Source organism: Limnohabitans sp. 2KL-51, from assembly GCF_003063645.1.
GTDB lineage: Bacteria > Pseudomonadota > Gammaproteobacteria > Burkholderiales > Burkholderiaceae_C > Limnohabitans_A.
Genome location: NZ_NESJ01000011.1, coordinates 153898 through 177697 on the forward strand (window position 1 = coordinate 153898; position 23800 = coordinate 177697).

At 63.0% G+C, this 23800-nt stretch carries 18 protein-coding genes; 10 read left to right on the forward strand and 8 right to left on the reverse strand.

Annotation, left to right across the window (positions count from 1 at the left end):
• Positions 1-63: 63 nt before the first annotated feature.
• Together xerD and B9Z49_RS13305 are read right to left on the reverse strand one after the other, a co-directional pair.
• Complete coding sequence (xerD, locus tag B9Z49_RS13300; RefSeq protein WP_108353930.1) at positions 64-972, reverse strand: site-specific tyrosine recombinase XerD; 909 nt, start codon at positions 970-972, stop codon at positions 64-66.
• A gap of 10 nt (positions 973-982) precedes the next feature.
• On the reverse strand, positions 983-1957 hold the full coding sequence (locus B9Z49_RS13305; protein WP_108353960.1) for a tripartite tricarboxylate transporter substrate binding protein BugE: 975 nt from the start codon (positions 1955-1957) through the stop codon (positions 983-985).
• Between the two features lie 153 nt (positions 1958-2110).
• Here B9Z49_RS13305 and B9Z49_RS13310 point away from each other — a divergent pair, with 153 nt between their 5' ends.
• Complete coding sequence (locus B9Z49_RS13310; RefSeq protein WP_108353931.1) at positions 2111-3019, forward strand: AEC family transporter; 909 nt, start codon at positions 2111-2113, stop codon at positions 3017-3019.
• A gap of 48 nt (positions 3020-3067) precedes the next feature.
• Here B9Z49_RS13310 and queG read toward each other — a convergent pair whose 3' ends face one another.
• A complete protein-coding gene (gene queG / locus B9Z49_RS13315) occupies positions 3068-4177 on the reverse strand; it encodes a tRNA epoxyqueuosine(34) reductase QueG (RefSeq protein ID WP_233254621.1) in 1110 nt (369 codons plus the stop codon).
• On the opposite strand from queG, the gene tsaE reads away from it, so the two are divergent.
• Together tsaE and B9Z49_RS13325 are read left to right on the forward strand one after the other, a co-directional pair.
• The gene (gene tsaE / locus B9Z49_RS13320) at positions 4178-4747 is read left to right on the forward strand and encodes a tRNA (adenosine(37)-N6)-threonylcarbamoyltransferase complex ATPase subunit type 1 TsaE (protein ID WP_369913553.1); all 570 of its coding nucleotides are present in this window, start codon (positions 4178-4180) and stop codon (positions 4745-4747) included.
• Entirely contained in the window at positions 4737-6131 is a 1395-nt protein-coding gene (locus tag B9Z49_RS13325; RefSeq protein ID WP_108353932.1) for an N-acetylmuramoyl-L-alanine amidase, read from the forward strand. Before tsaE ends, B9Z49_RS13325 begins: the two co-directional genes overlap by 11 nt.
• Before the next feature lie 110 nt (positions 6132-6241).
• Here the strand turns inward: B9Z49_RS13325 and B9Z49_RS13330 are convergent, their stop codons facing one another.
• On the reverse strand, positions 6242-7438 hold the full coding sequence (locus tag B9Z49_RS13330) for a pyridoxal phosphate-dependent aminotransferase (RefSeq protein WP_255418907.1): 1197 nt from the start codon (positions 7436-7438) through the stop codon (positions 6242-6244).
• 101 nt (positions 7439-7539) lie between these two features.
• Here B9Z49_RS13330 and B9Z49_RS13335 point away from each other — a divergent pair, with 101 nt between their 5' ends.
• The gene (locus tag B9Z49_RS13335) at positions 7540-7818 is read left to right on the forward strand and encodes a hypothetical protein (RefSeq protein WP_199225055.1); all 279 of its coding nucleotides are present in this window, start codon (positions 7540-7542) and stop codon (positions 7816-7818) included.
• A 55-nt stretch (positions 7819-7873) separates the two neighbouring features.
• On the opposite strand, the gene recD is transcribed toward B9Z49_RS13335, so the two are convergent.
• The 3 genes from recD to recC are packed head-to-tail and all read right to left on the reverse strand — an operon-like array spanning position 7874 to position 17201.
• Positions 7874-9967, reverse strand: a complete 2094-nt coding sequence (recD, locus tag B9Z49_RS13340; RefSeq protein ID WP_108353934.1) for an exodeoxyribonuclease V subunit alpha — start codon at positions 9965-9967, stop codon at positions 7874-7876.
• Positions 9958-13671: an exodeoxyribonuclease V subunit beta gene (recB, locus tag B9Z49_RS13345; protein ID WP_108353935.1), complete on the reverse strand. Its 3714-nt coding sequence runs from the start codon at positions 13669-13671 to the stop codon at positions 9958-9960. The genes recD and recB overlap by 10 nt, the downstream gene beginning before the upstream one ends.
• Entirely contained in the window at positions 13668-17201 is a 3534-nt protein-coding gene (gene recC / locus B9Z49_RS13350; protein ID WP_108353936.1) for an exodeoxyribonuclease V subunit gamma, read from the reverse strand. Before recC ends, recB begins: the two co-directional genes overlap by 4 nt.
• 377 nt (positions 17202-17578) lie before the next feature.
• On the opposite strand from recC, the gene B9Z49_RS13355 reads away from it, so the two are divergent.
• Entirely contained in the window at positions 17579-18559 is a 981-nt protein-coding gene (locus tag B9Z49_RS13355; RefSeq protein ID WP_108353937.1) for a tripartite tricarboxylate transporter substrate binding protein, read from the forward strand.
• Positions 18560-18561: 2 nt separating this feature from the next.
• On the opposite strand, the gene B9Z49_RS13360 is transcribed toward B9Z49_RS13355, so the two are convergent.
• Positions 18562-18990, reverse strand: coding sequence for a hypothetical protein (locus tag B9Z49_RS13360; RefSeq protein WP_108353964.1), 429 nt, complete (start codon positions 18988-18990; stop codon positions 18562-18564).
• A gap of 242 nt (positions 18991-19232) precedes the next feature.
• Here B9Z49_RS13360 and B9Z49_RS13365 point away from each other — a divergent pair, with 242 nt between their 5' ends.
• The 5 genes from B9Z49_RS13365 (at position 19233) to B9Z49_RS13385 (ending at position 23662) form a co-directional block, all read left to right on the forward strand.
• Positions 19233-19463, forward strand: coding sequence for a CopG family transcriptional regulator (locus B9Z49_RS13365; protein WP_108353938.1), 231 nt, complete (start codon positions 19233-19235; stop codon positions 19461-19463).
• 9 nt (positions 19464-19472) lie between these two features.
• A complete protein-coding gene (locus B9Z49_RS13370) occupies positions 19473-19895 on the forward strand; it encodes a type II toxin-antitoxin system VapC family toxin (protein ID WP_108353939.1) in 423 nt (140 codons plus the stop codon).
• A 104-nt stretch (positions 19896-19999) separates the two neighbouring features.
• Positions 20000-20635, forward strand: coding sequence for a flavin reductase family protein (locus B9Z49_RS13375; protein WP_108353940.1), 636 nt, complete (start codon positions 20000-20002; stop codon positions 20633-20635).
• Between the two features lie 110 nt (positions 20636-20745).
• Positions 20746-22407, forward strand: a complete 1662-nt coding sequence (locus B9Z49_RS13380; RefSeq protein WP_108353941.1) for a long-chain fatty acid--CoA ligase — start codon at positions 20746-20748, stop codon at positions 22405-22407.
• A 226-nt stretch (positions 22408-22633) separates the two neighbouring features.
• On the forward strand, positions 22634-23662 hold the full coding sequence (locus tag B9Z49_RS13385) for a S1C family serine protease (RefSeq protein WP_158273499.1): 1029 nt from the start codon (positions 22634-22636) through the stop codon (positions 23660-23662).
• Positions 23663-23800 lie beyond the last annotated feature (138 nt).

The window sequence follows — 23800 nt, forward strand, 5'->3', positions numbered from 1 at the left end:
GTCTGCGCATTTGTTTTGCCTTGCGCGCTCAAAAAAACCAGGTGGCCCACTGAGGCCCAGATCCTATCCTCGCGGGTGGTGCTGCGCATGCAGCGTCTTAAGCCGCTCACGCGCCACATGGGTGTAGATGGTGGTGGTGGAGATGTCGGCATGGCCAAGTAGCATCTGCACGGCGCGCAAATCGGCCCCATGGTTGAGCAAATGCGTGGCGAAAGCGTGGCGCAGGGTGTGCGGTGACAGGGGCGCGGTGATGCCCGCGTCGATGGCGTAGCGCTTGACCAAGCTCCAGAACATGACGCGAGACATCGCTGTGCCGGGTGTGCTGCCGCTGGTGGTGACGAACAGGTCTTGGGTTTGTCGCTGGCCCAACATGGCCGGTCTGGCCTGGCCCATGTAGCGCTGCAACCATTCACGCGCCTCTTCGCCAAAAGGCACCAAACGCTCTTTGCTGCCCTTGCCCATGATGCGCAGCACACCCTCATTGAGCGAGACATGCAGGGTTTTGAGGCTCACCAACTCGCTGACACGCAGGCCACTGGCGTACATCAGCTCCAGCATGGCTCGGTCACGCAGGCCAAGATGTGTGGCCACATCGGGTGCAGACAACAACGCATCGACTTGCGCCTCGCCCAGCGTTTTGGGCACACGCAGCGCCTGTTTGGCGGCCAGCATGCGCAAGGTGGGGTCGGATTGCACAAGGCGTTCGCGCAGCGCCCACCTGAAAAAACGCTTGAACACGGTGAGCCTGCGGTTGGCCGATGTGGCCTTGGTCTGGCCATGGCGCTCGGCAAAGTAAGCCTGCAGGTGGTGTTCTTGGGTCGCCTCCAGCGCCAGCCTGTGCGTCAAAAACAACCAGGTGGCGTAGAGGGACAAATCGAGACGGTAAGCCGCCAAGGTGTTGGCGGCCAGTCCGTCCTCCAGCCAGAGGGCCTCGGCAAATCGGTCGATGGCGCTCTGGCTGGCCTCGTGCATGGACTAAAAATCAGTCCAGCTTGAGTTTTTGCTGGTCCACCACCTTTTTGTAGACCTCGAACTCGGCCTTGATCTGGGCCGTGAACTCTTCAGGCGTGTTGGCCACCACCAAAGAACCGGTGTCATTGATGCGCTTGGTCACGCCCGGCTCTTGCAGGGCTTTTTTCACACCCGCGCTGATTTTGTCGACCACCTCTTTGGGCAGGTTTTTCGGGCCCAGGATGCCGTAATAGGCCATGCGGTTGACAGGCTCAAGACCAACATCCTTGAAGGTGGGCACATTGGGCAGCTGTGACAAGCGCTGGGGTGCGGCCACCACGATGGGCACCAAACGGCCGGACTGGATGAATGGCAGCGCCGAAGGCAGGTTGTCAAAAATGATCGGCACCTGGCCGGCCACGGTGTCGTTCAGGGCCGGGCCTGCACCGCGGTAAGGAATGTGGGTGATGAACACGCCCGCCAGGCTCTTCCACAGCTCGGTCTGAAGGTGGCCAATGCCGCCCGTGCCCGAGGATGCGTAGGAATATTTACCGGGGTTCTTCTTCAACTCGGCCACAAAGCCGGCGTAATCCTTGGCCGGAAAACTGGGGTGTACCGCGATCACATTGGGTGTGGCCGCAATGTTGATGATGGGCGTGAAGTCGGTCAGCACGTTGTACGGAATCTTGGGGTTGATGGCCGGGTTGGCGGCCGTGGTCGACACGGTGGCCATGCCCAGGTTGTAGCCATCGGGCGCAGCTCGCACGGTTTCGGTCGCGCCCACCACACCGCCGCCACCGGCCTTGTTCTCAACGATCACGCTTTGGCCCAGGGCTTTGCCCAGAGGCTCGGCAATCACGCGGGCCACGATGTCGGTCGTGCCACCGGGGGCAAACGGCACCTGCAGACGAATGGTTTTGCTGGGGTAAGCCTGGGCCCATACCGAACCGCTGGCCAACACGGTGGCAGCCAAACTGGCTGCAGAAACCAAACTACGACGCTTCATTTGATAAAACTCCATAAAAGATCTCACATGATAGGCAAAAAATGGGGTCTGGCGTGAGGGGGGAAACCCACAAAGCCCTGAAACCGCGCAAGAAGGCGTTAGAGGTGACAGCCGCTCGTCAAGGACACACCCGCACTGGGTTATCCTAGCCCCGTGAATTTTGCCCAACTCCTATTTCCTGATTTTTCCCTGATCCTGTGCGGCTATCTGATTTGCCGCTTCACGGCCCTGAACCGCCCGGTCTGGCAACAGGTGGAGAGCCTGGTGTTTTTCTTCTTGTTCCCGGTGCTGTTGTTTCACTCCATCGTGAAAAGCCCACTGGACCTGGCGGCTGCCTCCAGCCTGATTGGAGCGGGCCTGAGCCTGGCGCTGGGGGCCATTGCTCTGACCTATAGCCTGCCCTACTGGCCTGTGCTGGGCCGCTATCTGGACCGGCGTGACCACGCTGCGGCGGCGCAGGTTGGCTTTCGCTTCAACTCCTTCATAGGACTGGCGCTGGCCGAACGCTTGGCCGGGCCCGAAGGCTTGCTGATGATTGCGGTTCTGATTGGTTTTTGCGTGCCCCTGTTCAATATTGCTGCGGTCTGGCCTATGGCCCGACAAGCCCAGACTGGCTTTTTGCGAGAACTGGTACGCAACCCCCTCATCATCGCCACCGTTTCAGGCTTGGCTGCCAACTTGCTGGGCTTTCGCATGCCCGATGTGCTGGAGCCCAGCGTCAGCCGCATTGGTGCAGCCTCTTTGGCGCTGGGTTTGATGGCGGCCGGCGCAGGCATGCAACTGGGCAGATTGCGCCAAGGCAAACTGCTGAGCACCGCTGTGCTGCTGATCAAACACATGTTGATGCCCCTGATGGCGATGGGTCTGTCGCTGCTTTTTGGCCTGAACCCCAACCAAACCACCATGCTGCTGGCTTTTTCAGCCTTGCCCACCGCCTCCACTTGCTATGTCCTGGCCGCCCGCATGGGCTACAACGGACCTTATGTGGCGGGCCTGGTCACACTGTCCACCTTGGCCGGCATGTTGAGCTTGCCTTTTGCATTGGGTGTGCTGCGCGGCTGAACAAAATTGGCACCACCAGCCAAGGCTCGGTTTTGTAGGACGGCGCCTTCAGGTCCGACTTCTTGGCGCAAGGCGGGCTGCATTTTGGGCCTGGGACCATGCCACTTGCTCTTGAACCACCGGATCTGGGTGACCTGTGTGCACAGCCAAAGCCTGCAGCAAAACCTGACGTTCACTTTCAGACAAGGCCGACGAGGCCAGCGCATTGCCCGCCGCCAGCGCCAAATTGCGCAACCAGCGGGCGTGCCCGATGCGGCGGATGGCACTGCCTTCGGTGCGGCGCAAAAATTCGGCTTCATTCCAAGACATCAACTCAGCGATGCTGCCCGCGCCCAAGCCTTCGCGCGCTTGCCAGTCGGGCAAGGGGCTGACTTGTGCGAACTTGTTCCACGGACAGGCCAGTTGGCAATCGTCGCAGCCATAAATGCGGTTGCCGATCAGCGGACGCAAGGCCTCGTCGATCGGCCCGGCGTGCTCGATCGTCAAATAAGAAATGCAGCGCCGCGCATCGAGCTTGTAGGGGCCGACGATGGCCTGCGTGGGACACAGGTCCATACAGGCGGTGCACTGGCCACAATGCCCCGACACGGCGGGCGTTTCGGGCAAAGCAAAGTCCACAAACAACTCGCCCAGAAAAAACATCGACCCGGCCTCGCGTGAGAGGACCAAGGTGTGTTTGCCACGCCAACCCAAGCCACTGCGGGTGGCCAGCTCGGCCTCCAGCACTGGCGCCGAGTCGGTGAACACGCGGTGGCCAAAGGGGCCAATCGCCAGGGCGATGCGGTCCTGCAGTTTTTGCAGGCGGCTGCGCAAGACCTTGTGGTAGTCACGCCCCCGGGCATAGAGCGACACCACCGCCTCTCCTGGTTGCAGGCTGCGGGCGGTTTCGTGGGCCAGCCAGTCGGGCGGCGTGTCCTGCGGCAAGTAGTCCATGCGGGCGGTGATCACGCTGACTGTGCCCGGCACCAGCTCGGCCGGGCGGGCGCGCTTCATGCCATGGCTTGCCATGTAGCCCATGCTGCCGTGAAATCCTGCGGCCAACCAAGCCTGTAATCCGGGCTCTGCCGAGGACAAATCGATACCGCTCACGCCGATTTGGGACAATCCCGACTCAAGCGCCCAGATCTGGATCTGGGGCCACAGTTCAAGAAGGTCGATTTGAGTACGTTGAGCAGTCACCCGCCGATTGTAGAAAGCCCCGCCGTCCCGGCGCATTGGGAGGGTTTGTGGCTGCACGAGGTCGACACCCAAGCCTTTGGTGAGCTGCTGGCGCAAGGCCTGCAAAGCTGGCCCGGCGGACGCGATGCGCGCATCGAGTTGCGCGGCAACCTGGGCGCGGGCAAGACCACCCTGGTGCGCCACCTGCTGCGCGCCGCCGGGGTCACGGGGCGCATCAAAAGCCCGACTTATGCCGTGGTGGAGCCGCACCAAGTGGTCAACCCTGCGGGCACAAACGATGCCGTCTGGCCCATCTGGCATTTTGACTTTTACCGTTTCAACGACCCCCAAGAATGGGAAGACGCCGGCTTTCGCGACATCTTTGCCGGGCCGGGCCTCAAACTCATGGAGTGGCCCGACAAAGTGGCCGGGCAACTGCCCCCGCCCGATTGGGTGATCGCGCTCGACGCCATCGACGAAAACCAGCGCCAGGTGCGCATCAGCACAGGCACAGAGCGCGGGCGCATGTGGCTTCAAGCCTGGATGCAAGGCGCAGCCCATGCGAAGTGACCGCCGTTGCCTGATCAAGGCGGGTTTTCTGGTGCTGAGCCTGGGCGCTGCACAGATCGCTCGGGGCGCCAACATGCTGGCGGTGCGCATTTGGCCTGCGGCCGATTACAGCCGAGTCACGCTCGAATCGGATGCGCCCATCCAAAGCACCCAGACGTTCATCGCCTCACCACCGCGCCTGGCGGTAGACATCCAAGGCATGCAACTGAACGCCGCATTGCGCGAGCTGGTGGGGAAGGTTCAAGCGTCTGACCCGAACATTGCCGGCATCCGCGTGGGCCAATTCAGCGCCAACGTGGTGCGCCTGGTGATCGACCTCAAGCACCCCATTGCACCGCAGGTCTTTAGCCTGCAACCCGTGGCCCCTTACGCACACCGCTTGGTGCTCGACCTCTACCCCAGCCAGGCCATTGACCCTCTGGAGCAACTGATCCAGGAGCGCACCGCGGCCAAAATCCCGTCTGCCGTGGACAACCTGCCCGGAGCCTCGGCCGCAGTGAATGACCCCTTGGGCGATCTGATCGCCCGGCAAACCCAGCCCGGCGCAAGTGCCTTGCCTTTGCCCGCGCCAACGACCCGCCGACCCGACCTGTCCCGCAGCGAAGGCCCCTTCATGGACAACCCGAGCCGCCCGGGCAAAACACCCGAGCCACCACGCACCGACCGGCTGATCGTGGTCACGTTGGACCCGGGCCATGGCGGCGAGGACCCGGGTGCCATTGGCCCAGGCGGCACGCGCGAAAAAGACGTGGTCCTCAAAATCGCCAAAATGTTGAGCGAGCGCATCAACGCCAGCAGCGTGGGCGGCAGCCCCATGCGGGCGTTCCTGACGCGAGATGCTGACTTTTTTGTGCCCCTGCATGTGCGCGTGCAAAAAGCCCGGCGCGTGCAATCTGACTTGTTTGTCAGCATCCACGCCGATGCCTTCTACACCCCACGTCCGCAAGGCGCCAGCGTGTTCGCGCTCAGCCAGGGCGGGGCCACGAGCGCTGCGGCGCGCTGGATGGCGCAAAAAGAAAACAAGGCCGACGACATCGGCGGCGTGAACTTGGGCGGGCAAGATGCTCAGGTGCAACACGCCTTGCTCGACATGAGCACCGCAGCGCAAATCAAGGACAGCTTGTCTTTGGGCAACAGCTTGCTGCGCGAGATCGGCAGCGTGGGCAAGTTGCACAAACCCCGTGTCGAGCAAGCCGGTTTTGCGGTGCTAAAAGCCCCCGACATCCCCAGCGTGCTGGTCGAGACCGCCTTCATCAGCAACCCGGAAGAAGAAGAAAAACTGCGCAGCGAGGCGTACCAGAAGCAACTGACTGACGCCCTGCTGCGCGGCATCCTGCAGTATTTTTCGCGCAACCCACCGCTGGCGCGCAATCGTTCCATTTGACGGTCGCTGGGCTCACCCACCCAGACCGCCTCAACGTGCCGTTGTGAAAGTATTTAAAGGTGAATCGGCTGATTCACCGTCAATCTTTAGCCCACCCTACTGCCCATACATCAGCCCCCTGCCTCATTGGCGAGCAGCCAAGCCCTGAGCCGCTCGACACCTTGCGCCAACCGCGCCAGATCTTTGGACGCGAAGCACCAGCGCAGCCAACCGGCCGCTTCTGGCGCAAAGGCCTCGCCCGGGGCCAAGCCCAGTCCGGCCTCGGCCACCAGACGTTTGGCCGTCTGCACCGAATCGGGGTGCCCGTCGAGCTTGAAAAACGCGTACATGCCGCCCTTGGCCGGGGCCACTTGCACGCCCGGCACGGCTTGCAACAGCGGCACCAGTGTGTCGCGGCAGGCTTTGAGGTGAGCCACCACACCCGGCGTGATGTCGGCGGTGTTTTGCAAAGCCACCACACCCGCCTTTTGGGTGAACACCGAAGCACAGGAGGTGTTGAATTCGATCAGTTTGCCCATGTGCGGCGTCATGGCGGCGGGCATGACCAGCCAGCCCAAACGCCAGCCGGTCATCAAAAAGCTCTTGGAAAAGCTGTGCACCACGACCAGGCGGTCATCCGGCTCGGCCACGTCCAGAAAAGACGGTGCGCAGCCGTTGGCGGTGTCGGTTTCGTAATACAGGCGCTCATACACCTCGTCGGCCAGCACCCAGGTGCCGGTGTTGCGGCAGTGCGCCAAAATGTCAGCCTGTTCGGCGCGGCTGAGCGTCCAGCCTGTCGGGTTGTTGGGCGAATTGACGATCAACACACGCGTCGTGGGCGTGACGGCGGTTTTGAGCGCCGCCATGTCGAGCTGCCACTGGCCGTTCACGGGACTCAGCGACACGCACTTCAAATTCGCGCCCATCACCAGCGCCTGCGCCGTCAGGTTGGGCCACACGGGTGTCACGGCGACCACTTCGTCACCGGCATCGATAAGGGCTTGCGCCGCCAGCATCAAGGCGTTCACGCCGCCCGAGGTGATGGCCAAACGGTCCACTCCAACGGGGCCATGCAGGGCCGACATGTAATCAGCCACCGCCTCGCGCAACTCCGGCAGGCCCAGGTTGTGCGAATAAAAGGTCTCGCCCTTTTGCAGCGAATCGATGGCGGCTTGGCGCACGATGTCGGGCGTGACCTCGTCAGATTCACCAAACCAAAAGGCCAGTACATCGGGACGGCCCATGCCCGCGTTGGCAACTTCACGGATGCGAGACTCTTCCAGGTCCATGACGGCCTGGCGCATGAAAGGGGCGGTGTTTTTGTTCATGCCGCCATCCTAATGGCTACCCGTCAAGGAATGTGTCGCCACTTGCGCAAAAGCTGCGCTTGCCTATGATGAGAACCACAACAAAAGACAGGGAGATCGCCATGAACACACGGCATTTATCGTCAACACTTGCGAGCCTCGGATGTGGACTTTGCTTGCTGGCCATGCCCCCTGCCAGCGCCGCAGCAGACAGCTTCACGGCCGTCACCTCTGCAGAAAAAACGGCAAAACCCCAAAAACCCAAAGCAGCCAAACCACCTAAGCCACCTAAACCGGCCCCGTCCGGCTCGGGCGAAAGTAAAGCCGAACGCGACAAACGCCTGCTGCGCGAATGCCGGGGCAAGGCCAATGCGGGCGCGTGCGAAGGCTTTGCCAGTTGAGGACTTCGGGGGCAGCTCTTCAGCTCTTCAGCTCTTCAGCGCTGTGCCCGAGTGATCAAAACCACCATTGGCTCAAACCGCTGGCGCGCACGCTGGGGCGGTTAATGGCTGCTTCGAGCAAACCGGCTTCGGCCTCGACCAAAGTGAACTGCTCGCGTGCCCGCGTGAGCCCGGTGTAGACCAGCTCGCGGCTGAGCACCTCGGCGCCACCTGGCGGCAGCACCAAAGCGGTGTGCTCGAACTCCGAGCCCTGGCTTTTGTGCACCGTCATGACAAACGCGGTGTCGACCTGCGCCAAGCGCATGACGCTCACCGAACGCAAGGCTTCACCGTCCAAAAACCAGACCTTGGGCTTGCCTTCGGTACCCGGCAACACCACGCCCACGTCGCCGTTGAAAACGCCCAACTGCGCATCGTTGCGCGTGACCATGACGGGCCGCCCCTCGTACCACTCGCCTTTGACTTGCAGCAGGCCCGCATCGGCCAGGGCTTTTTGCACCGCCACATTCAGCGCTTGCGTGCCCCAGTCGCCTTGGTGTACCGCGCACAAAATGCGAAACCGTTCGAAGGCCTGGAGCACGTTGCCCACCCATTGGGCGTGGCTTTCGCTTGACACCTCAGCGCCCCGCCTTGCCGGGCCGTTTTGCAAAAGCCGCAGGTAATCGGCATACGAAGGCTTTCCCGCTGCGCCAAGCGCCAAGGCGCACACGGCTTGGGGGCTGCTCGGCTGGAGCGCCAGCACCGGCGAGGTCACAGCGTTGCCTGGGCCAGCCAAGCAGGCGCGGGCAGCCGTCGCGTCGCCCAAATTCACGGCCAGCGCCAATTGGCCAATGGCCCCTTTGAAGCGGCGGCTTTGGCGCAGCATCACAGTTTGCTGGGCCAGCACGGGGGCCGGGTCAGGAAGCACAAATTCGGCAGCCAATGTCTGCCCGGCTGCGTGCTGCACAAACTGCACCGTGGCCGCGCTGTAGCGGCCCGCTGCCGCGTCTTGGCACAAGTCGCCAAGCACAGCCCCGGCTTCAACCGAGGCCAGCTGGTCTTTGTCGCCCAACAGCACCAAGCGCGCCGTGGGCGGCAAGGCCAACAGCAGCGCGTCCATCATTTCCAAGTGCACCATCGAAGCCTCGTCCACGATCAGCACATCCACATCGAGCGGGTTGGCGGCGTGGTGGCGAAAAGCCCGGGTGTCGGGCCGCGCGCCCAGCAACGCGTGCAGCGTGCGCGCCGGGCCCATGCGGGCGATCAGCGCGCTCAGGTCCAAGCCCGCATCAGCGGGCACGGGCAAGCGGGTCAGGGCATCGTCGATCGACTGCTTCAGGCGCGCCGCCGCCTTGCCCGTGGGCGCTGCCAGCGCCACGCGCAACGGGCTGCCATCGGGGTGCAGCGCCAACAGCAGCGCCAGCAAACGGGCGGCGGTGTAGGTCTTGCCGGTGCCGGGCCCACCCGTGATGACCGACAGCCGCGCGCGCAGCGCCACGGCGCAGGCCACTTTCTGCCAGTCGGTGAGGTTGTGCGCTTGGGGGGTGGGTTCTTCGGGGTTTGGCACAAAGAAGCGGTCCAGCCATTCACGTGCCGCCGCTTCGGGCACGGCCAGTAACTCGCTGGCACGCTGCAACAGGTTCTGGCCCACGCGCTGCTCATAGCCCGCATAGCGGCGCAAGTACAAGATCGGCGCATCGGCCGATCCGCCCAGCACCAGCGGTTGGCCTTGGTCGGGGGCATCGACCCCACGCCAACACGGGCCTGACACAGTGCCCTGCAAAGCTGTTTGCCAATCGACCAGCGTGGCGGGCAGGTGCGTCCACAAGGCCTTCAGGCCCTGCGCACCGTCCACCGCCGCCGCAGGCCAGGCCAGCAAGGCCACGGGCGGCTGACACAGATCGGCCAAAGGCAGACAGGTGTGGCCTCGACCTTCCATGTGCGCCAACATGGCCGCAGCCACCAGCAAAGGTGCAGGCGCCCCGGCATCGAGCCGCAGCACTTGCGCGGCGAAAGCGCTGTCGATGTGGCGCAGCAGGCCTTGGCCGGTCCACAGATTCAGCCATTGCAGGGTTTGGAGAGCGTTCAAGCCCTGGGCGGGCAGGTCCTTGAGCCAATCCATTTGCGCGGTGGGCACATTCGTGAGGCGTGATGAATTTTTCAAACCCATGCCACCACCTCGCTGTTCAACATGGCATCCAGGCCATCGAGCAATGCCAGTGGCGCGGGCAAGGTGCAGCAGCCCCCCGCAGGCCCGTCGATGCCGCGCAAAAACAAATACACCGCACCGCCCAGCTGCTGCGCCGGGTCGTAGGCAGTTCCTAAACGGGCGCGCAACAAGCGGTGCAGCGCCAGCATGTAGAGCGCAGCCTGCACCTCATAGCGGTGCTGGGCCATGGACGCATCCAGGGCCTGTGCGGTGTACGCCGCGTCATCGGCCCCCAAGTAATTCGATTTGTAGTCGAGTACCCAATAGCGACCTTCGTGCTCGAACACCAGATCGGCAAAGCCCATCAGCATGCCGTGCAGTTGCGCATCGGGCAGCTGCGGACGGCTCACACCGGGCAACAGGTACTGCTGGCACAGGGCATCGACCTGGCGTGCATGCAGACGCTCGGCGGGCAACCAAAATTCCATCTCGGGCAGCAGGTCACCCAGAGCGTTCAGCGGCGCGTTCGGACCGCGCAAAGGTTGGGCCACCACTCGGCTGAGCCACTGCAGCACGAGGTCGGCCTGGGCTGCATAGCCTGCGTTCTCGCAGCGGTGTTTCAGGCGCTCGGCCTTGGACGCATCGAGCGCAAAGCCATCGGCCGCCAACCATTCGAGTTGGTCGTGCAAAAAGTTGCCTGCCGTGGGGCCTTTGGCAAAGCCGTGCCACGGGGCCGAAGCACCGGGGCTGGCCACCGAGGCCATGGGCATGGCCGCATCCTCAGGCGGTTCGTCGTCGGCGGGGCGCGGCGGATTCAGGTGCAAGACCAAGGGCGTCAGGGTCTGCGAGGACAGGTCACGCGTCAGGCGCGAAAAACTCGCGATGGTCCACGACTTGTCGATGCGGGCGGTGCAGTTCAGCGCCTCGCGCAGTGCGGTGGTTTGCGCAGGTTTTTGCCACAGTGTCAGCGGCACATCGGCGGGGGCGACTTGCATGTGCACCGACAAGGCCTGGCCTTGCGCATCCGTCTGCAGGGCTTGCAACTTGTTCAGCCAATCGGCGGCCTCACATTCTTGACCGCTGCTCAGCAAATGCCCGGCGGCGCAGGTGTGGTTCACGCAGGTTTTGCCGTTGCCGCGTTTGACTGCGCTCCAGCCCACCCACAGGGCATGGCAAGCCCGCGTGAGCGCCACGTACCACAGGCGCAGGTCTTCTCGCAGGCGGTCGTGGTCAGCGAGCTTGGAGTCTTCCTTGTCGAAGTCCAGCGTCCAGTGGCGCTCGCCCTCGCCATCGTCCAATTGGAGCACTGCGGCTTTGTCGGCCGTGACCACGCGGTGGCTGTGCGCAAAAGGCAGGCACACGACCGGGTACTCCAAGCCCTTGCTGGCGTGGATGGTGATGACCTTGACCAGGTCTTCATCGCTTTCGAGCCGCACGGTTTGCTCTTCGCCACCGCTGGTGTTGCCCGACTGCGCTTCGTCCATTTGCTGGGCCAGCCAGCGGATCAGGGCCTGCTCGCCATCGATCTGGCTGCTGGCCGCTTGCAGCAATTCAGCCAAATGCAGCACATTGGTCAGACGCCGCTCGCCGTCGCTCTGGCCGCGCCAGCGCCCGGCCAACTTCAGCACATGCAGCGACTGGCGCAGCATGGCCAGCACGCCTTGGCTTTGCCAAGTTTGGTGCAGCTCGCGCATTTGCTCGGCGCGGGTGTCCAGCAATTCGTCTTGCGTGGCCAGGTCGTACAGCTCGGCCAACGACAGGCCTACCGTGCGCGTGCCCAGCGCAGCACGCACCCGGCGCATGTCTTGCGGCTCGGCCACGCCGCGCAGCCACAGGCACAGGTCTTGCGCTTCGTCGCTGGCAAACACCGAGTCGCGGTCTGACAAATACACCGAGGCCACGCCACGCACCCGCAGCGCGTCGCGCACGGCGGCGGCCTCTTTGCCGGTGCGCACCAGCACGGCAATGTCTTTGGGCTGCAAGGGTTTGTCGCCGTTTTGTGCATCGGCAAAACGCGCTTGTGGGTCGCTCAGCCAGGCCACGATTTGCTCGGCGCACAGGGACGACAAATGCGTCTGCGCATCGCGTGTGCTGCGCAAAGTGGCGTCGTGCACCACGGTCATGGCTTGTACATCGCCTGCGCTGGTTTTGAAGATTTCATCGCGGCCCTTCGCGCTCACGGGCTGGAAGGGCAATGGATCTTGATCATCTTGATCGCCTTGGCGGTAGCCAAAAGCGTCTTTCGAAATCTCAAACCAGCGGTTGACCACCGCCACCACCGCTTTCGTGGAGCGGAAGTTCGTGCCCAGCACATGGTGACGGCCTGCGGTGGCGCGGCGCGCAGCCAAGTAGCTGTGAATGTCCGCGCCCCGAAAACCGTAGATCGATTGTTTGGGGTCGCCGATCAACAACAGCGCGATCTCAGGCAGGTTCTCGGCCGTGCGGTAGATGCGGTCAAAGATGCGGAACTGCAGCGGCGAGGTGTCCTGAAACTCGTCGATCATCGCCACCGGGAACTGCTCGCGCAGGCGCTGCGCCAAGCGCTCGCCCGCCTCCGGGTCGGCCAGCGCGACATCGAGGCGCTGCAGCATGTCGGCAAAACCAAACAAACCGCTGTGCCGCTTGAGCTCGGCCATGCGCTGCAGCACATGGGTGCGGGCGTGCAGGCGGGCGACTTGGGTGGGATCGGGCAAGGTCAACAAAGCGGCTTGCAGATCGGAATAGGCTTGAGACTCTGGCGGCCAATCCACGGGCGCTTCGCCGGGCTTTCGGCATTCGAGCAGGCCTTGGGGCGTGAAGCGCGCCCAGCCGGCTTTCATGGCTTTTTCAAGGCGCTTGCCATCTTCTGGCCCTTGCGCCCAGTCTTTGAGCAGGGCCAACCACTCGGCGCTTTTTTTGTACGTCAGCTTGCGTCCATCCCAGCTGGATTTGTGATGCTCCAGCTGCGCCTCGATCCAACCCAACAAATTGTCGGCCTTCACGTCCCAGCCCAGTTTGAGGGCCTGCAGTTGCGCGTCGCGCTCGGCCTGCGCCGCACCCAACACCTGCGCCAGCGTGCCGGGTTCGGCATCGTCCAGCGGCACAGCCATCAGGGCGCGCATGTCTTGTTCAAGCGCGGGCACATCGCGCCAAACGTCCAGCACCTGCGTCACCAAGGCCGTGCCCATGGGGTAGAGCTGCTGACGCCAGTAGTCCTGCACAGCTTCGAGTCGCAGCGCGGCTTCGTCGCCCACCAGGTTTTCTTCAAACAAGCTGCCGCTGTCAAACGCGTGTTCGCGCAGCATGCGCTGGCACCAGGCGTCGATGGTGTAAACGGCCGCGTCGTCCATGGCCTGCGCGGCCAGCGCCAAGCGGTGCGCGGCTTGCTCGCGCAGCTCGCCTTCGGGGTACTCGTCTTTCAGTTGCTGCAGGAAGGCGTCGTCGGTTGTGGCCATGCCCCGGAACACCTGCGCCGCCTCGGTCAAGCGGGCTCGGATGCGATCCGACAGCTCGCGGGTGGCGGCGCGGGTGAAGGTCATCACCAACACGTCTTGCGGCAGCATGGGGCGCACAGGTGTGGTGCCCTCTTGGCCGTGGCCCAGCACCAGGCGCACATACAGCGCGGCAATGGTCCAGGTCTTGCCCGTGCCTGCGCTCGCCTCGATCAGGTGGCTGCCGCGCAGGGGAAAGGTGTGCGCATTGAGGGCGTGGGGGGCGTGGGGGGTGGGAGTGTGGGTGGTGCTCATGCCAGCTCTCCCTCTTCGCTGTCGTGCAACGCATCGGGTAAGGCCTCGATCTCGGCTTGCTCGGCCCAGGCCTTCAAGGGCGCGTAAACGGTTTGGACCAAGCGCTCGAAAGCGCCCGTCTCCAGCAAGTCCTCCACCGTGGCATAGGTGCGGGCCAGTGCCGGGTCTTTGTCTTTTTCTGCGCGCTTGAAGTCACTGCCCTCGTAAGCATCGGCCAGCGCGTTGGGGTTGTCCGGGTCTTTGAGCCACTGCAGCGCCACACCGGGCGGCAGCGGCAGCGGCCAACACATGCCCTCAGCCCAAACGGCCAACAGCACGGTCAACTGGGCGCGGGCGGCCTCTGGCTCTGGCTCGGCCATGCGCAGCACGGCGTTGCGGCCCACCACCACACACCGCAAGGGCTGGTCCATGGCGGCAGCGGCCAGAGAGAGCAGCCAAATGTCGATCAGCTTGTCCGGATGGGCCTGTGGTGTTTTGGTTTTCAGGTTGGCCAGGTCGCTGGCGCGCAGGTGCAAGGACATTTGACCTCCCTCGCCCACACCCACATCGCCCAGCGCGTCTTGCAAGGCCACTTGGGGGTGGCCCAGGTCCACCAACAGCCGCTCGGCCGCTTCGGGATAAACCTGCCGCTCGCGCAACGCTGCGCCCAACATAGCCTGCAGGCGGGCCTTGAGATGTTCTGCGGCGAGCTTGCCCACGCCCGCCAGCGGCAAGGCCCCGGCTTGACACAGGCGCTGCACCACCTGCTGCACATGCGCGGACAAGGTGTCGGCGCTCAACTCGGTGGGCACATGCTGCAGCTCGTGGTCGATCAACTGGTACAGGTCCAGGCCCGCCAGCCCAAACAGCTCTTCGTCATGCAATTCGCTGCGTTCGTCCTCCAGATGCACCTGCAATCGCTCGCGGAAAAACGCGCCCACCGGCTTGCGCAGAAAACGGGTGAGTTGGGTGAGCGTGATGACGGGCACGCCCTGCGCGGATTCGAGCGGGGGCAGCAAGTCGACCGATGATCCGGTAAGAGCGGTCTCTGACCGCGATGGCTTTTCGGCAAGGGCTTCGCGGTCGGACACCACGCCTGCGGGGGAAGTGCTCTGCGCCGCACGCCACTCTTTGGCATAGGTCTGCAAACCACTGTCCTCTTCAAAATAAGTGCGGCTGAAGGCTTGCAGCGGGTGCTCCGTGGTCAGGCGCCCGGCCGTGCCCTTGCCCCACAGCAGGTCGATCTCGTCACGCAGTTGCGAGACCAGCACCGAAGGCGGTTGTTCGCTGTTGTCGCGCACGCTGCGGCCGCTCCAGCTGACATAAAGCACTTGGCGCGCCGAAAGCAGGGCTTCGAGCATGAGCTGGCGGTCGTCATCGCGGCGCGAACGGTCGCCGGGGCGGCTCATGCCGGGCAGGCCCATCAGGTCAAAGTCGGCACGCGGGCTGCGGCGCGGGTAGTCGCCGTCGTTCATGCCCAGCAGGCACACCGCCTTGAATGGGATCGCCCGCATGGGCATGAGCGTGCAAAAGGTCACGCCCCCAGCCCGAAAGCGTTGTTCCAGCCGGGGCGTTTTGAGCGCCTCGAGCCAGGCTGATCGCACCACCGCCAGCGGCACGGCCTCTGCAAAACCAGCCTCGACGCAGGCGCGCACCCAATCGGTCAGCGCCTGGTCGAGCGCCGCGATCGCGTTGCGGTCGTTGTCGTCTCGCGGCTTGAACATCGCGGCCAGCAAGGCTCGGCCTCGCTCAGCCCATTGCGCGGGCTTGGCCTCTTGCGTGCAGGTTTGCCACCAGTCGATCAAGGCCTGCAGCAGGTGCGCCAAAGACCCGGCCAGCTCAGCGTCCAGCCCGCCCACTTCGGGGTAAGGCGTGGCACCGGGCGCATCGACATTCACAGGGTCTGCCCCGCAGGCATAACCCATGAGCATGCGCTGAACGCCAAACAACGCCGAGTTGTCGTCGCCGCACATGCCCAGCCCCAGGCCTGCGCGATGCTCGGCCGACAGGCCCCAGCGGATGCCCGATCCGGCCATCCAGCGCAGCAGCGTGGGCAGGCCGTCTTCGTTCAAACCAAAGCGGGCGGCCAGCGCTGGCACTTCGAGCAGCTCGACCAGTTCGCTCATGCGGCTGCGCTGCTGCGGCAAGGCCAGCAACCACTCCACCGCATGAATCAGCCCACTTGTGGCCTGCGCGCCCAAGTCGGCAATGTCGTAAGGGATGAAGCGCGCATCGGCGCGCTTGTACTGGCCAAACACGGCACGGATCGCCGGGGCCATGGTTTCGATGTCGGGCACCATGACCACCACGTCGCGAGGTGACACAGGTTGATCGCCCGGCGGGGTATGGAACCACTGCAGCAGTTGGTCGTGCAATACCTCCAGTTCGCGCACCGGGCTGTGGGCGATTTTGAAAACGACCGATTCATCGCCTGTTACCAATAGCTCAGGCGCCGTACCACCGCTGGACGGCTCCAGGTCGCGGATGCGCCGCTGCAACTGCGCCAGCAAGCGCGTGCCGTCTTCGCCAGGCACATCGTCAAAAAAGTCCAGGCGCGGCCACTGCGTGAGTTGCTGGGCCGCTTGCAGGTCGTCAAAGGCGTCGAGCTGGCGGATGAAGTCGCGCCCCTGGCGGCCCCAAGCGGCCAACAGCGTGGGCGCATGCAAGTGCATCTGCGCCAGCGGCAAACTGGCCAAGGCCTCGCCCCGGTAAGCGTGGCGACGCCGCTCGGCTTGCAGCCATTCGCGCCCGTCGATGATATCGCCCCAGTGGTACTGGCACGGGTTGGGCACGGCCAGCATCACCTGACTGTGCGTGGCCAGCGCCGCCAGCATCTCCAGCAGTTGTCCCGGCATGTGGCTCATGCCAAACACCGACACCCGCCGCGCCACGGCGCTGGCCAGCGGCAAGCTCGACTGCAGGTGCGCCAGCGCCCGCGCATGCAGCGCTGGGCGGGTGGCTTGGCGCTGGGCATCATCGAGTGTGGCCAGCACGCGCCGCCACAACTCGGCCTGCCAAAGTTGGTCTTCGGCCAGCGTGTCCGAACCTGCGGCCTTGCGCAGTACATCACGTCCGGCGGCCCAGTCCTGCAGCCAGTCAGGGCGGTAAATCTGGTACTGGTCAAACAAATCCGCCAAGCGGCTCGCCAGTTGCAGCAGGCGGTCCGGCTCATCGCCCCGCAAAAAACCCGCCACGGGCTTGAAGGCGGGGTCACCCAAGCAGCTCGGCAACAAAGCCATCAGCCGCCAGGTCATGGGCAGTTTGTCCAGCGGCGAGTCGGGCGGCACATTGTGCGCGCCCAGCACCTGCCGGTAAGTGCGCCACAAAAAGCGCGAAGGCAACTCCACCCGCGTGGCCGCGCACACGCCAGCCTGGCGCGCCAGCTCGATCTTGATCCACTCGGCCATGCCGTTGCTTTGCACCAGCACCACTTCACTCTCGAGCGGGTGCAACGGGTGCGCACGCAACCAACCCGTCAGGGTGTCGGCCAGCCGCTCGGAGCGGTGGCTGTGCAAGGCTATGAAACCGGGGGAAATGGTGGAGACAGACATGCGGTGAACAAGTGCAGACATGGAAGCGAAGAGACAAGAATAGCCGCAATCGTGCCCGCCACCAGGCTCATGACATGAACCCTGCATTGCCCAATTTTTAAGCACCAGCTGCCACGCCAATCAGGATGCGGCTTGGCGCAGTTGTGCAAGGACTTATCCACACCTTTGGGCACGGGGTTTGGGGGGAAATCACACCTTGGGTAAACTTCACCTCAGCAAGCCATGCCACAGAGGTATACCAAAGTAGTGGCATCAAGTGGCACCTGCTGTAGCCCCAGCACTTGGTGCACAAAGAGCTGAGCCGCTTAAGGGAATACGCTGAAGAGAAAAACCTGCAGCCAGAACATACTTTGGTCATCGATACAAAAGGAACCCCCATGACCGTCTCTTGGATCAAACGCGCGGTGTGCCTCACGGGCGCGCTACTGGCCATCGGCATGCCCCTGTGCGCTTGGGCCCAAGCATGGCCCAGTAAACAGCCCATCAAACTGGTGGCCGTGTTCCCGCCTGGTGGATCGGTGGACCAAGTGGCGCGCATTTTGTCTGGCCCCTTGTCTCAGCAACTGGGCCAAAGCGTGGTGGTCGAAAACAAAGGCGGCGCATCGGGCGTGATCGGCACGGCGGGCGTGCTCAGCGCCCCCGCCGATGGCTATACCTTTGCGGTGGTGTTCGACACGCATGGCGTCAACCAAAGCCTGATGCCCAACATGCCGTACGACAGCAAAAGGGACTTGACCCCTCTGATTCTGGTGGGTACTTCGGCCATGATGCTGACCACGCACGCCAACACCGAATACAAAACCTTTGCCGATGTGGTGGCCGCAGCCAAGGCCAAAAAGAACGTCTCTTATGGCTCCATTGGCAATGGCAGTCTGGCGCATTTGGCCATGTCTTTGTTGGGCAAAAGCGGCGGCATGGAATTCAACCATGTCCCTTTCAAGGGCGGTGGCCCCTTGATGAACGACGCCATCGCAGGGCACATCCCCCTGTCGATGGCCACCGTATTTTTGAACAAACCGCACATCGACAGCAAGCGCTTGAGGCCTCTGGCGGTGACATCGGCCAAACGTGTCGCCGATTTTCCTGATGTCCCGACCATTGCCGAAGCAGGCTTTGCAGGCTTCGAAGCCCCCGCTTGGTGGGCGCTGTTGGCCTCATCCAAAACGCCCCCGGACATCATCAAACGCATGAACGAAGAGCTGAACAAGGCGCTGGCCAACCCGGACGTCTCCAAGCGCTTGGTGGCTCAGGGCATTGAAATTTCAGGCGGCAGTGTTGAAAAAGCCAAGACCTTCATCGACGGCCAGATCGACACCTGGGCCAAAGTGGTGCGCGACAACGGCATCAAACCCGACTAAGTTCAAGCCGCCGCATCCGGCGGCGATGCGTCGACCACCAAATCCGCGTTCAGTGCGCGGACCCGGTGGTCCACGTAGTAGCCGCCAAACTCGGTGTACCTGAGCAACAAGCGTTGGCAGCGGTTGCAAGAAAAAACATCGCTTCGGTTGCAGGGGAAAAATTGTGGTGCAAAGGGCGCAAGCGGGCTGTCGTATCGGGTGCTTTGAGGGTGGAACTCTTCAAAGGTGGGCTCGCTGCCTGCAGCATTTCCCTCTTCAGAGAGTGCTGCACGCAAGCTGCCCACAGCCGTCATTAGTGGGCCGGGCCAACGGTCTTCCGTCATGCTTTCCCAGCCGGCACAAGGCCCCAAAGCGCATTGGCATTTTTGGGGTGAAGCCGCTTTGGCCAAAGCTTTCAAGCCTGGGGCGTCGAGGCGCGGTGGTGGTTTCATGGCCATGGAGTTCCAAGGGTTGTCGGCACGGATCGCGATCGCTGCCGCAGGGGTGAGAGAAAAGTTTTAGCGATCAGAATTTATCAGTTTTACGGCCCTTCGGACCACCCGTTCGAACAGGTCGATGGTGACAGGCTCAACAGCTTGGGCACCCTGTTTGGCGTTGAGTGTCGGGCCCAAATTGGCACTCAGGTACAAAGCACATATACTCCCACATATACTTTTTTATACCGGAGTTGAACATGGCACAAATCACGCTGTATTTGGACGACGCTACGCAAGCCCTGGTCGATGAAGCCGCCAAAGCCAATGGGGTTTCCAAGAGCCGATGGGTGGCGGACATCATCCGCACTTATGCGGCGCACGATTGGCCGCAAGATTGCTTGGCGCTGGCGGGCCGTTTTGCAGACTTCCCCTTGAAGGAAGATGCGCCCGGCATCCAGCCTGCCGATGTGCCTCGCCTGATTTATTGATGCCCGGCCATGTTGATCCTTGACAGCAACACCATCAGCTATTACTTCAGAGGCGACCCGCAGGTGGTGCCTCGCTTGCAAGCGGTGAGGCCAGGCACGCTTGGCGTTTCGGCCGTTGTGGCGTACGAGTTACGCTACGGACTCATGCGCTTACCCAAAGAAGCGGCCGAACCTCGCTTGGTCGCCTTGGCACAATTTCTTCGACCCATGCAAATGCTGCCCTTTGATGATGAATGTGCCTTGCAGGCCGCCAAAATTCGCATCGCTTTGGAAGCGGCAGGTACACCCATCGGCCCACACGACACCTTGATAGCGGCCACAGTCATGCGCCATCAGGCCACACTCATCACGCGCAATGTGCGCGAGTTTTCTCGGGTACCGGGCCTGCGATGGATCAACTGGCACGACGACAGGCCAGCCCTTAACCCCTGACCGAACAAAAAGGCCCAACGCCAGTTCGTCCCACACCCCAGGTCAACTGTCGGTTTGTCATGCACATGACTGGTTTGAACCCCACCTCAATTTAAAGTCCAGTCATGATGCACTTTTACGAACCCCATCTGGGCCACGGCCTCAAGCACGACCCGTTCAACTCGATCGTGGGTCCCCGCCCCATTGGTTGGGTGTCCAGCCGCAGCGCCAGCGGGGTGCTCAATCTGGCGCCCTACAGTTTTTTCAACGCCTTCAACTACGTGCCCCCGCTGATCGGGTTTTCCAGTGTCGGGCGCAAGGACTCGTTCAACAACATCGAAGCCACGGGTGAGTTTGTCTGGAACCTGGTCACGCGTGACTTGGCCGAGGTGATGAACCAGACCTGCGAGGCGGTGGCGCCCGAGGTGAGCGAGTTTGAATTGGCGGGCTTGAGCCCAGAGCCCTCACGCATCGTGAGCGTGCCGCGTGTGGCCGAAAGCCCAGTGAGCTTTGAATGCCGCTGCACACAAATCCTGCAACTCGAAAATCTGGACGGCAAAAAGATCGAGACCTGGATGGTGTTTGGCCAGGTGGTGGGCGTCCACATCGACCAGCGGCTGCTGAACAACGGGGTCTACGACACGGCCAATGCGGGGCACATCTTGCGCGGGGGAGGCCCAGCCGACTACTTCAGCATCGGACCGGAACAACTCTTCAAGATGTACCGCCCCGAAAGCGGTGCCCGCGACCTGCCCAAGTGAGCTTGCCCAAGTGACTTGACCCAAGTGACACGGGCCTTGGGTTTTCCCTAGCCCAAGCGGGGCACGGTGGGCCGCATGATTTGGGCTGACCCGTTCAACCCACGCCCTTCATGACCACAGTAACCTCACCAGCCCCTGCCCAGCCCCCCATCTGCAGCACCATGATGCAGGTGCCGCTGTCGCTGAACCACTTGCTCGAACGCGCAGGCACTTTGTTTGCCAGCAACGAGATCGTCTCGCGCCTGCCCGACAAGTCGCTGCGCCGGCACAGCTACGGCGCGTTTTACCAACGCACCCGTCAACTGGCGCAAGCCCTGCAAAACCTGGGGCTGCAAAAAGGCGAACGCGTGGCCACGTTGTGCTGGAACCACCACGCGCACCTGGAGTGTTATTTCGGCATTCCGGCCGCAGGTGGCGTGATGCACACCCTCAACCTGCGCCTGTCGCCCGAAGAGATCGCCTGGATCGCGGGCGACGCACAAGACAAAGTACTGATCATCGACGACGTGTTGCTGCCGCTGTACCAGCAGTTTGCGCACCTGTACCACTTCGAACACGTGATCGTGTTTCCCTTCTCCGGTGCAGCCGTGCCCGTTCCCTTCACCGACTATGAACAGCTGCTGGCCAGCACAGACGCCCAGGGCTTTCAATACGCCCCGCATGCCGAAGACGATGCGGTGTCGATGTGCTACACCTCGGGCACCACGGGTCGACCCAAGGGCGTGGTGTACTCGCACCGCTCCACCATCTTGCACACCCTGGTGGGCTGTTTGGGCGACTTTTGGGCCCTCAAAGGCAGCGACGTCGTCTTGCCCGTCACCCCCATGTTCCACGCCAACAGCTGGGGCATCCCCTACGGCGCCGTGATGATGGGCGTCAAGCTTGTGTTCCCCGGGCCGCACCTGCACCCGGAGGATTTGTTGGACCTGATGACGGCCGAACCGCCCACGCTGTCGCTGGGCGTGCCCACCATCTGGATGGGCCTGATCCAGGCTTTTGAGGCCGCGCAAACCACCCAGCCGGGCCGTTGGAAGCTGCCCGCCGGTATGCGCTCTTTGGTGGGGGGCGCGGCCGTGCCGGAGGCGCTGATCCGCGCCTTTGACCGGCACGACATTTGGCTTTTGCAAGGCTGGGGCATGACCGAAACCTCGCCTTTGTGCACCGTGTCTTACCCCAAGTCGGAGCTCAAGAACGCGTCAATGGACGAGCGCTACCGACGCGCCGCCATGGCGGGCGTGCCTGTGCCACTGACCGAGCTGCGCATACGGGGCGAAGACGGGCAAGACGCCCCCTGGGATGGCCAGCATGTTGGCGAAATCCAGGTTCGTGGCCCCTTCATCACTGGCAGCTACCACCAGGTGCCCGTGAACGAGGAAAAATTCAGCGCCGACGGCTGGCTGCGCACGGGCGATGTGGCCAGCGTGGACGCCATGGGCTTTGTGCGCATCACCGACCGCACCAAAGACCTGATCAAGTCCGGCGGCGAATGGATCAGCTCGGTCGATCTTGAAAACGCCCTGATGGCCCACCCCGACGTGGCCGAAGCGGCGGTGATCGCCATCCCTGACCCCAAGTGGAGCGAGCGGCCGCTGGCTTGCATCGTGCTCAAACCTGGCAAAGCGCCCCGGCCCGAAGACTTTGCCGCGCACCTGCTTCAACACGGCTTTGCCAAGTGGCAGGCGCCCGACCGCTATGAGTTTATCGACGCCGTGCCCCGCACCTCCACGGGCAAGTTTTACAAGCTCAAATTGCGCGAGCGCTTTCCGGCCTGACGAAGTTGAATGGTCAGCGCAGCCCCTGCTGCTGTCACCCCGGGCGGAGGCCCGGGGCCAATCCCTCTGTCTGTCACCCCGGGCGAAGACCCGGGGTCCATCCGCTTTCGCCGACATTTGATAACGTCAAAGCGCTGGATCATTAGGCTTTCCGTGCATGGGGTTAAGAGGCAAGGCACAAAATAGATTTGCGCTGCTGTAGCGCCAATTTTTCTAGGGGATGGGCATGCATCACCGGTTCTTGACCGTTTTATGCGCAGTCTTGTTGTTTTGCACGCTGGCTTGGGCGCAGCCTGTCAGCCCGCTTGAAGCCAAGCCAGGCGAAACCATCACCTTGCCGCCAGAGCCTCTTCAGAGGGTCATGCAATCTGTGGTGACGGTGCAAAGCCGCAGCGATGCGCAGGCCAACACCAGTCGCACTCTGGGCCAGCGCCGCGAAGGCACGGGCGTGGTGATTGGCCCCGACCTGGTGCTGACCATTGGCTACCTGCTGCTGGAGGCCGAAAGCGTGGACCTGATCGACCACCAGGGCCGTCGCATTCCAGGACAAGTGCGGGCAGTGGACAACCTCAGTGGCCTGGGGCTGATCCGCACTTTGATTCCCTTGCGCCTGGATGCCGTGCCACTGGGCGACTCGGACAGCCTGCCCACACCCGGTAAGCTCTGGACGCTGGGTCAAAGCGAGAGCGCCCCCACCGAGCTGGAGTTGGTCTCCAGAAAGGTCTTCGCAGGCAGTTGGGAATACCTTTTGGAAGCCCCCCTGATGACGCTGCCCGCGGTGAACAACTGGAGTGGCGCGGGCTTGTTCGACGACCAAGGCCGATTGGTCGGCATCGGCTCCTTGTTGGTGCAAGACGTGTTTGGCGACCAAGTCCCGTTGCCGGGCAATTTGTTTGTGCCGGTGAACCTGCTCAAAGACCCTCTGCCTGACTTGGTGCGCAGCGGCAAACGCACTGGCCCGGCCACGCCCTGGCTGGGCATCACCAGCCAGCGCCTGCCCAGCGGAGGCTTGGCCGTATTGCGTGTATCGCCCGACAGCCCGGCCGCGCTGGCGGGCATTGCCGTGGGCGACACCTTGCTGGCCCTGCAAGGCCAAATGCTGCAGGACCTGCCTGACTTTTACCGCCGCCTGCGGGCCTTGGGGCCAGCGGGCAGCCGCTTGACCCTCACGGTGCGCAAGGAGGGCCAAAGCCGTGAGGTAGAGTTTCTAAGCACCGATCGTGCAACGGCACTCAAACGGCCCAGCGGGATTTGACATCGCCCACAGGGGTGGGCTCCTGGTATGGATTGACCTGTCAATAGGTGCCGGTTGTTTTTCAGCTTTCTCTCTCTGTTTCTTTTGTCTTCTCGGTCAGTGACTGTGGATCAGGGACTACGAGGCTGATTGGGCGAC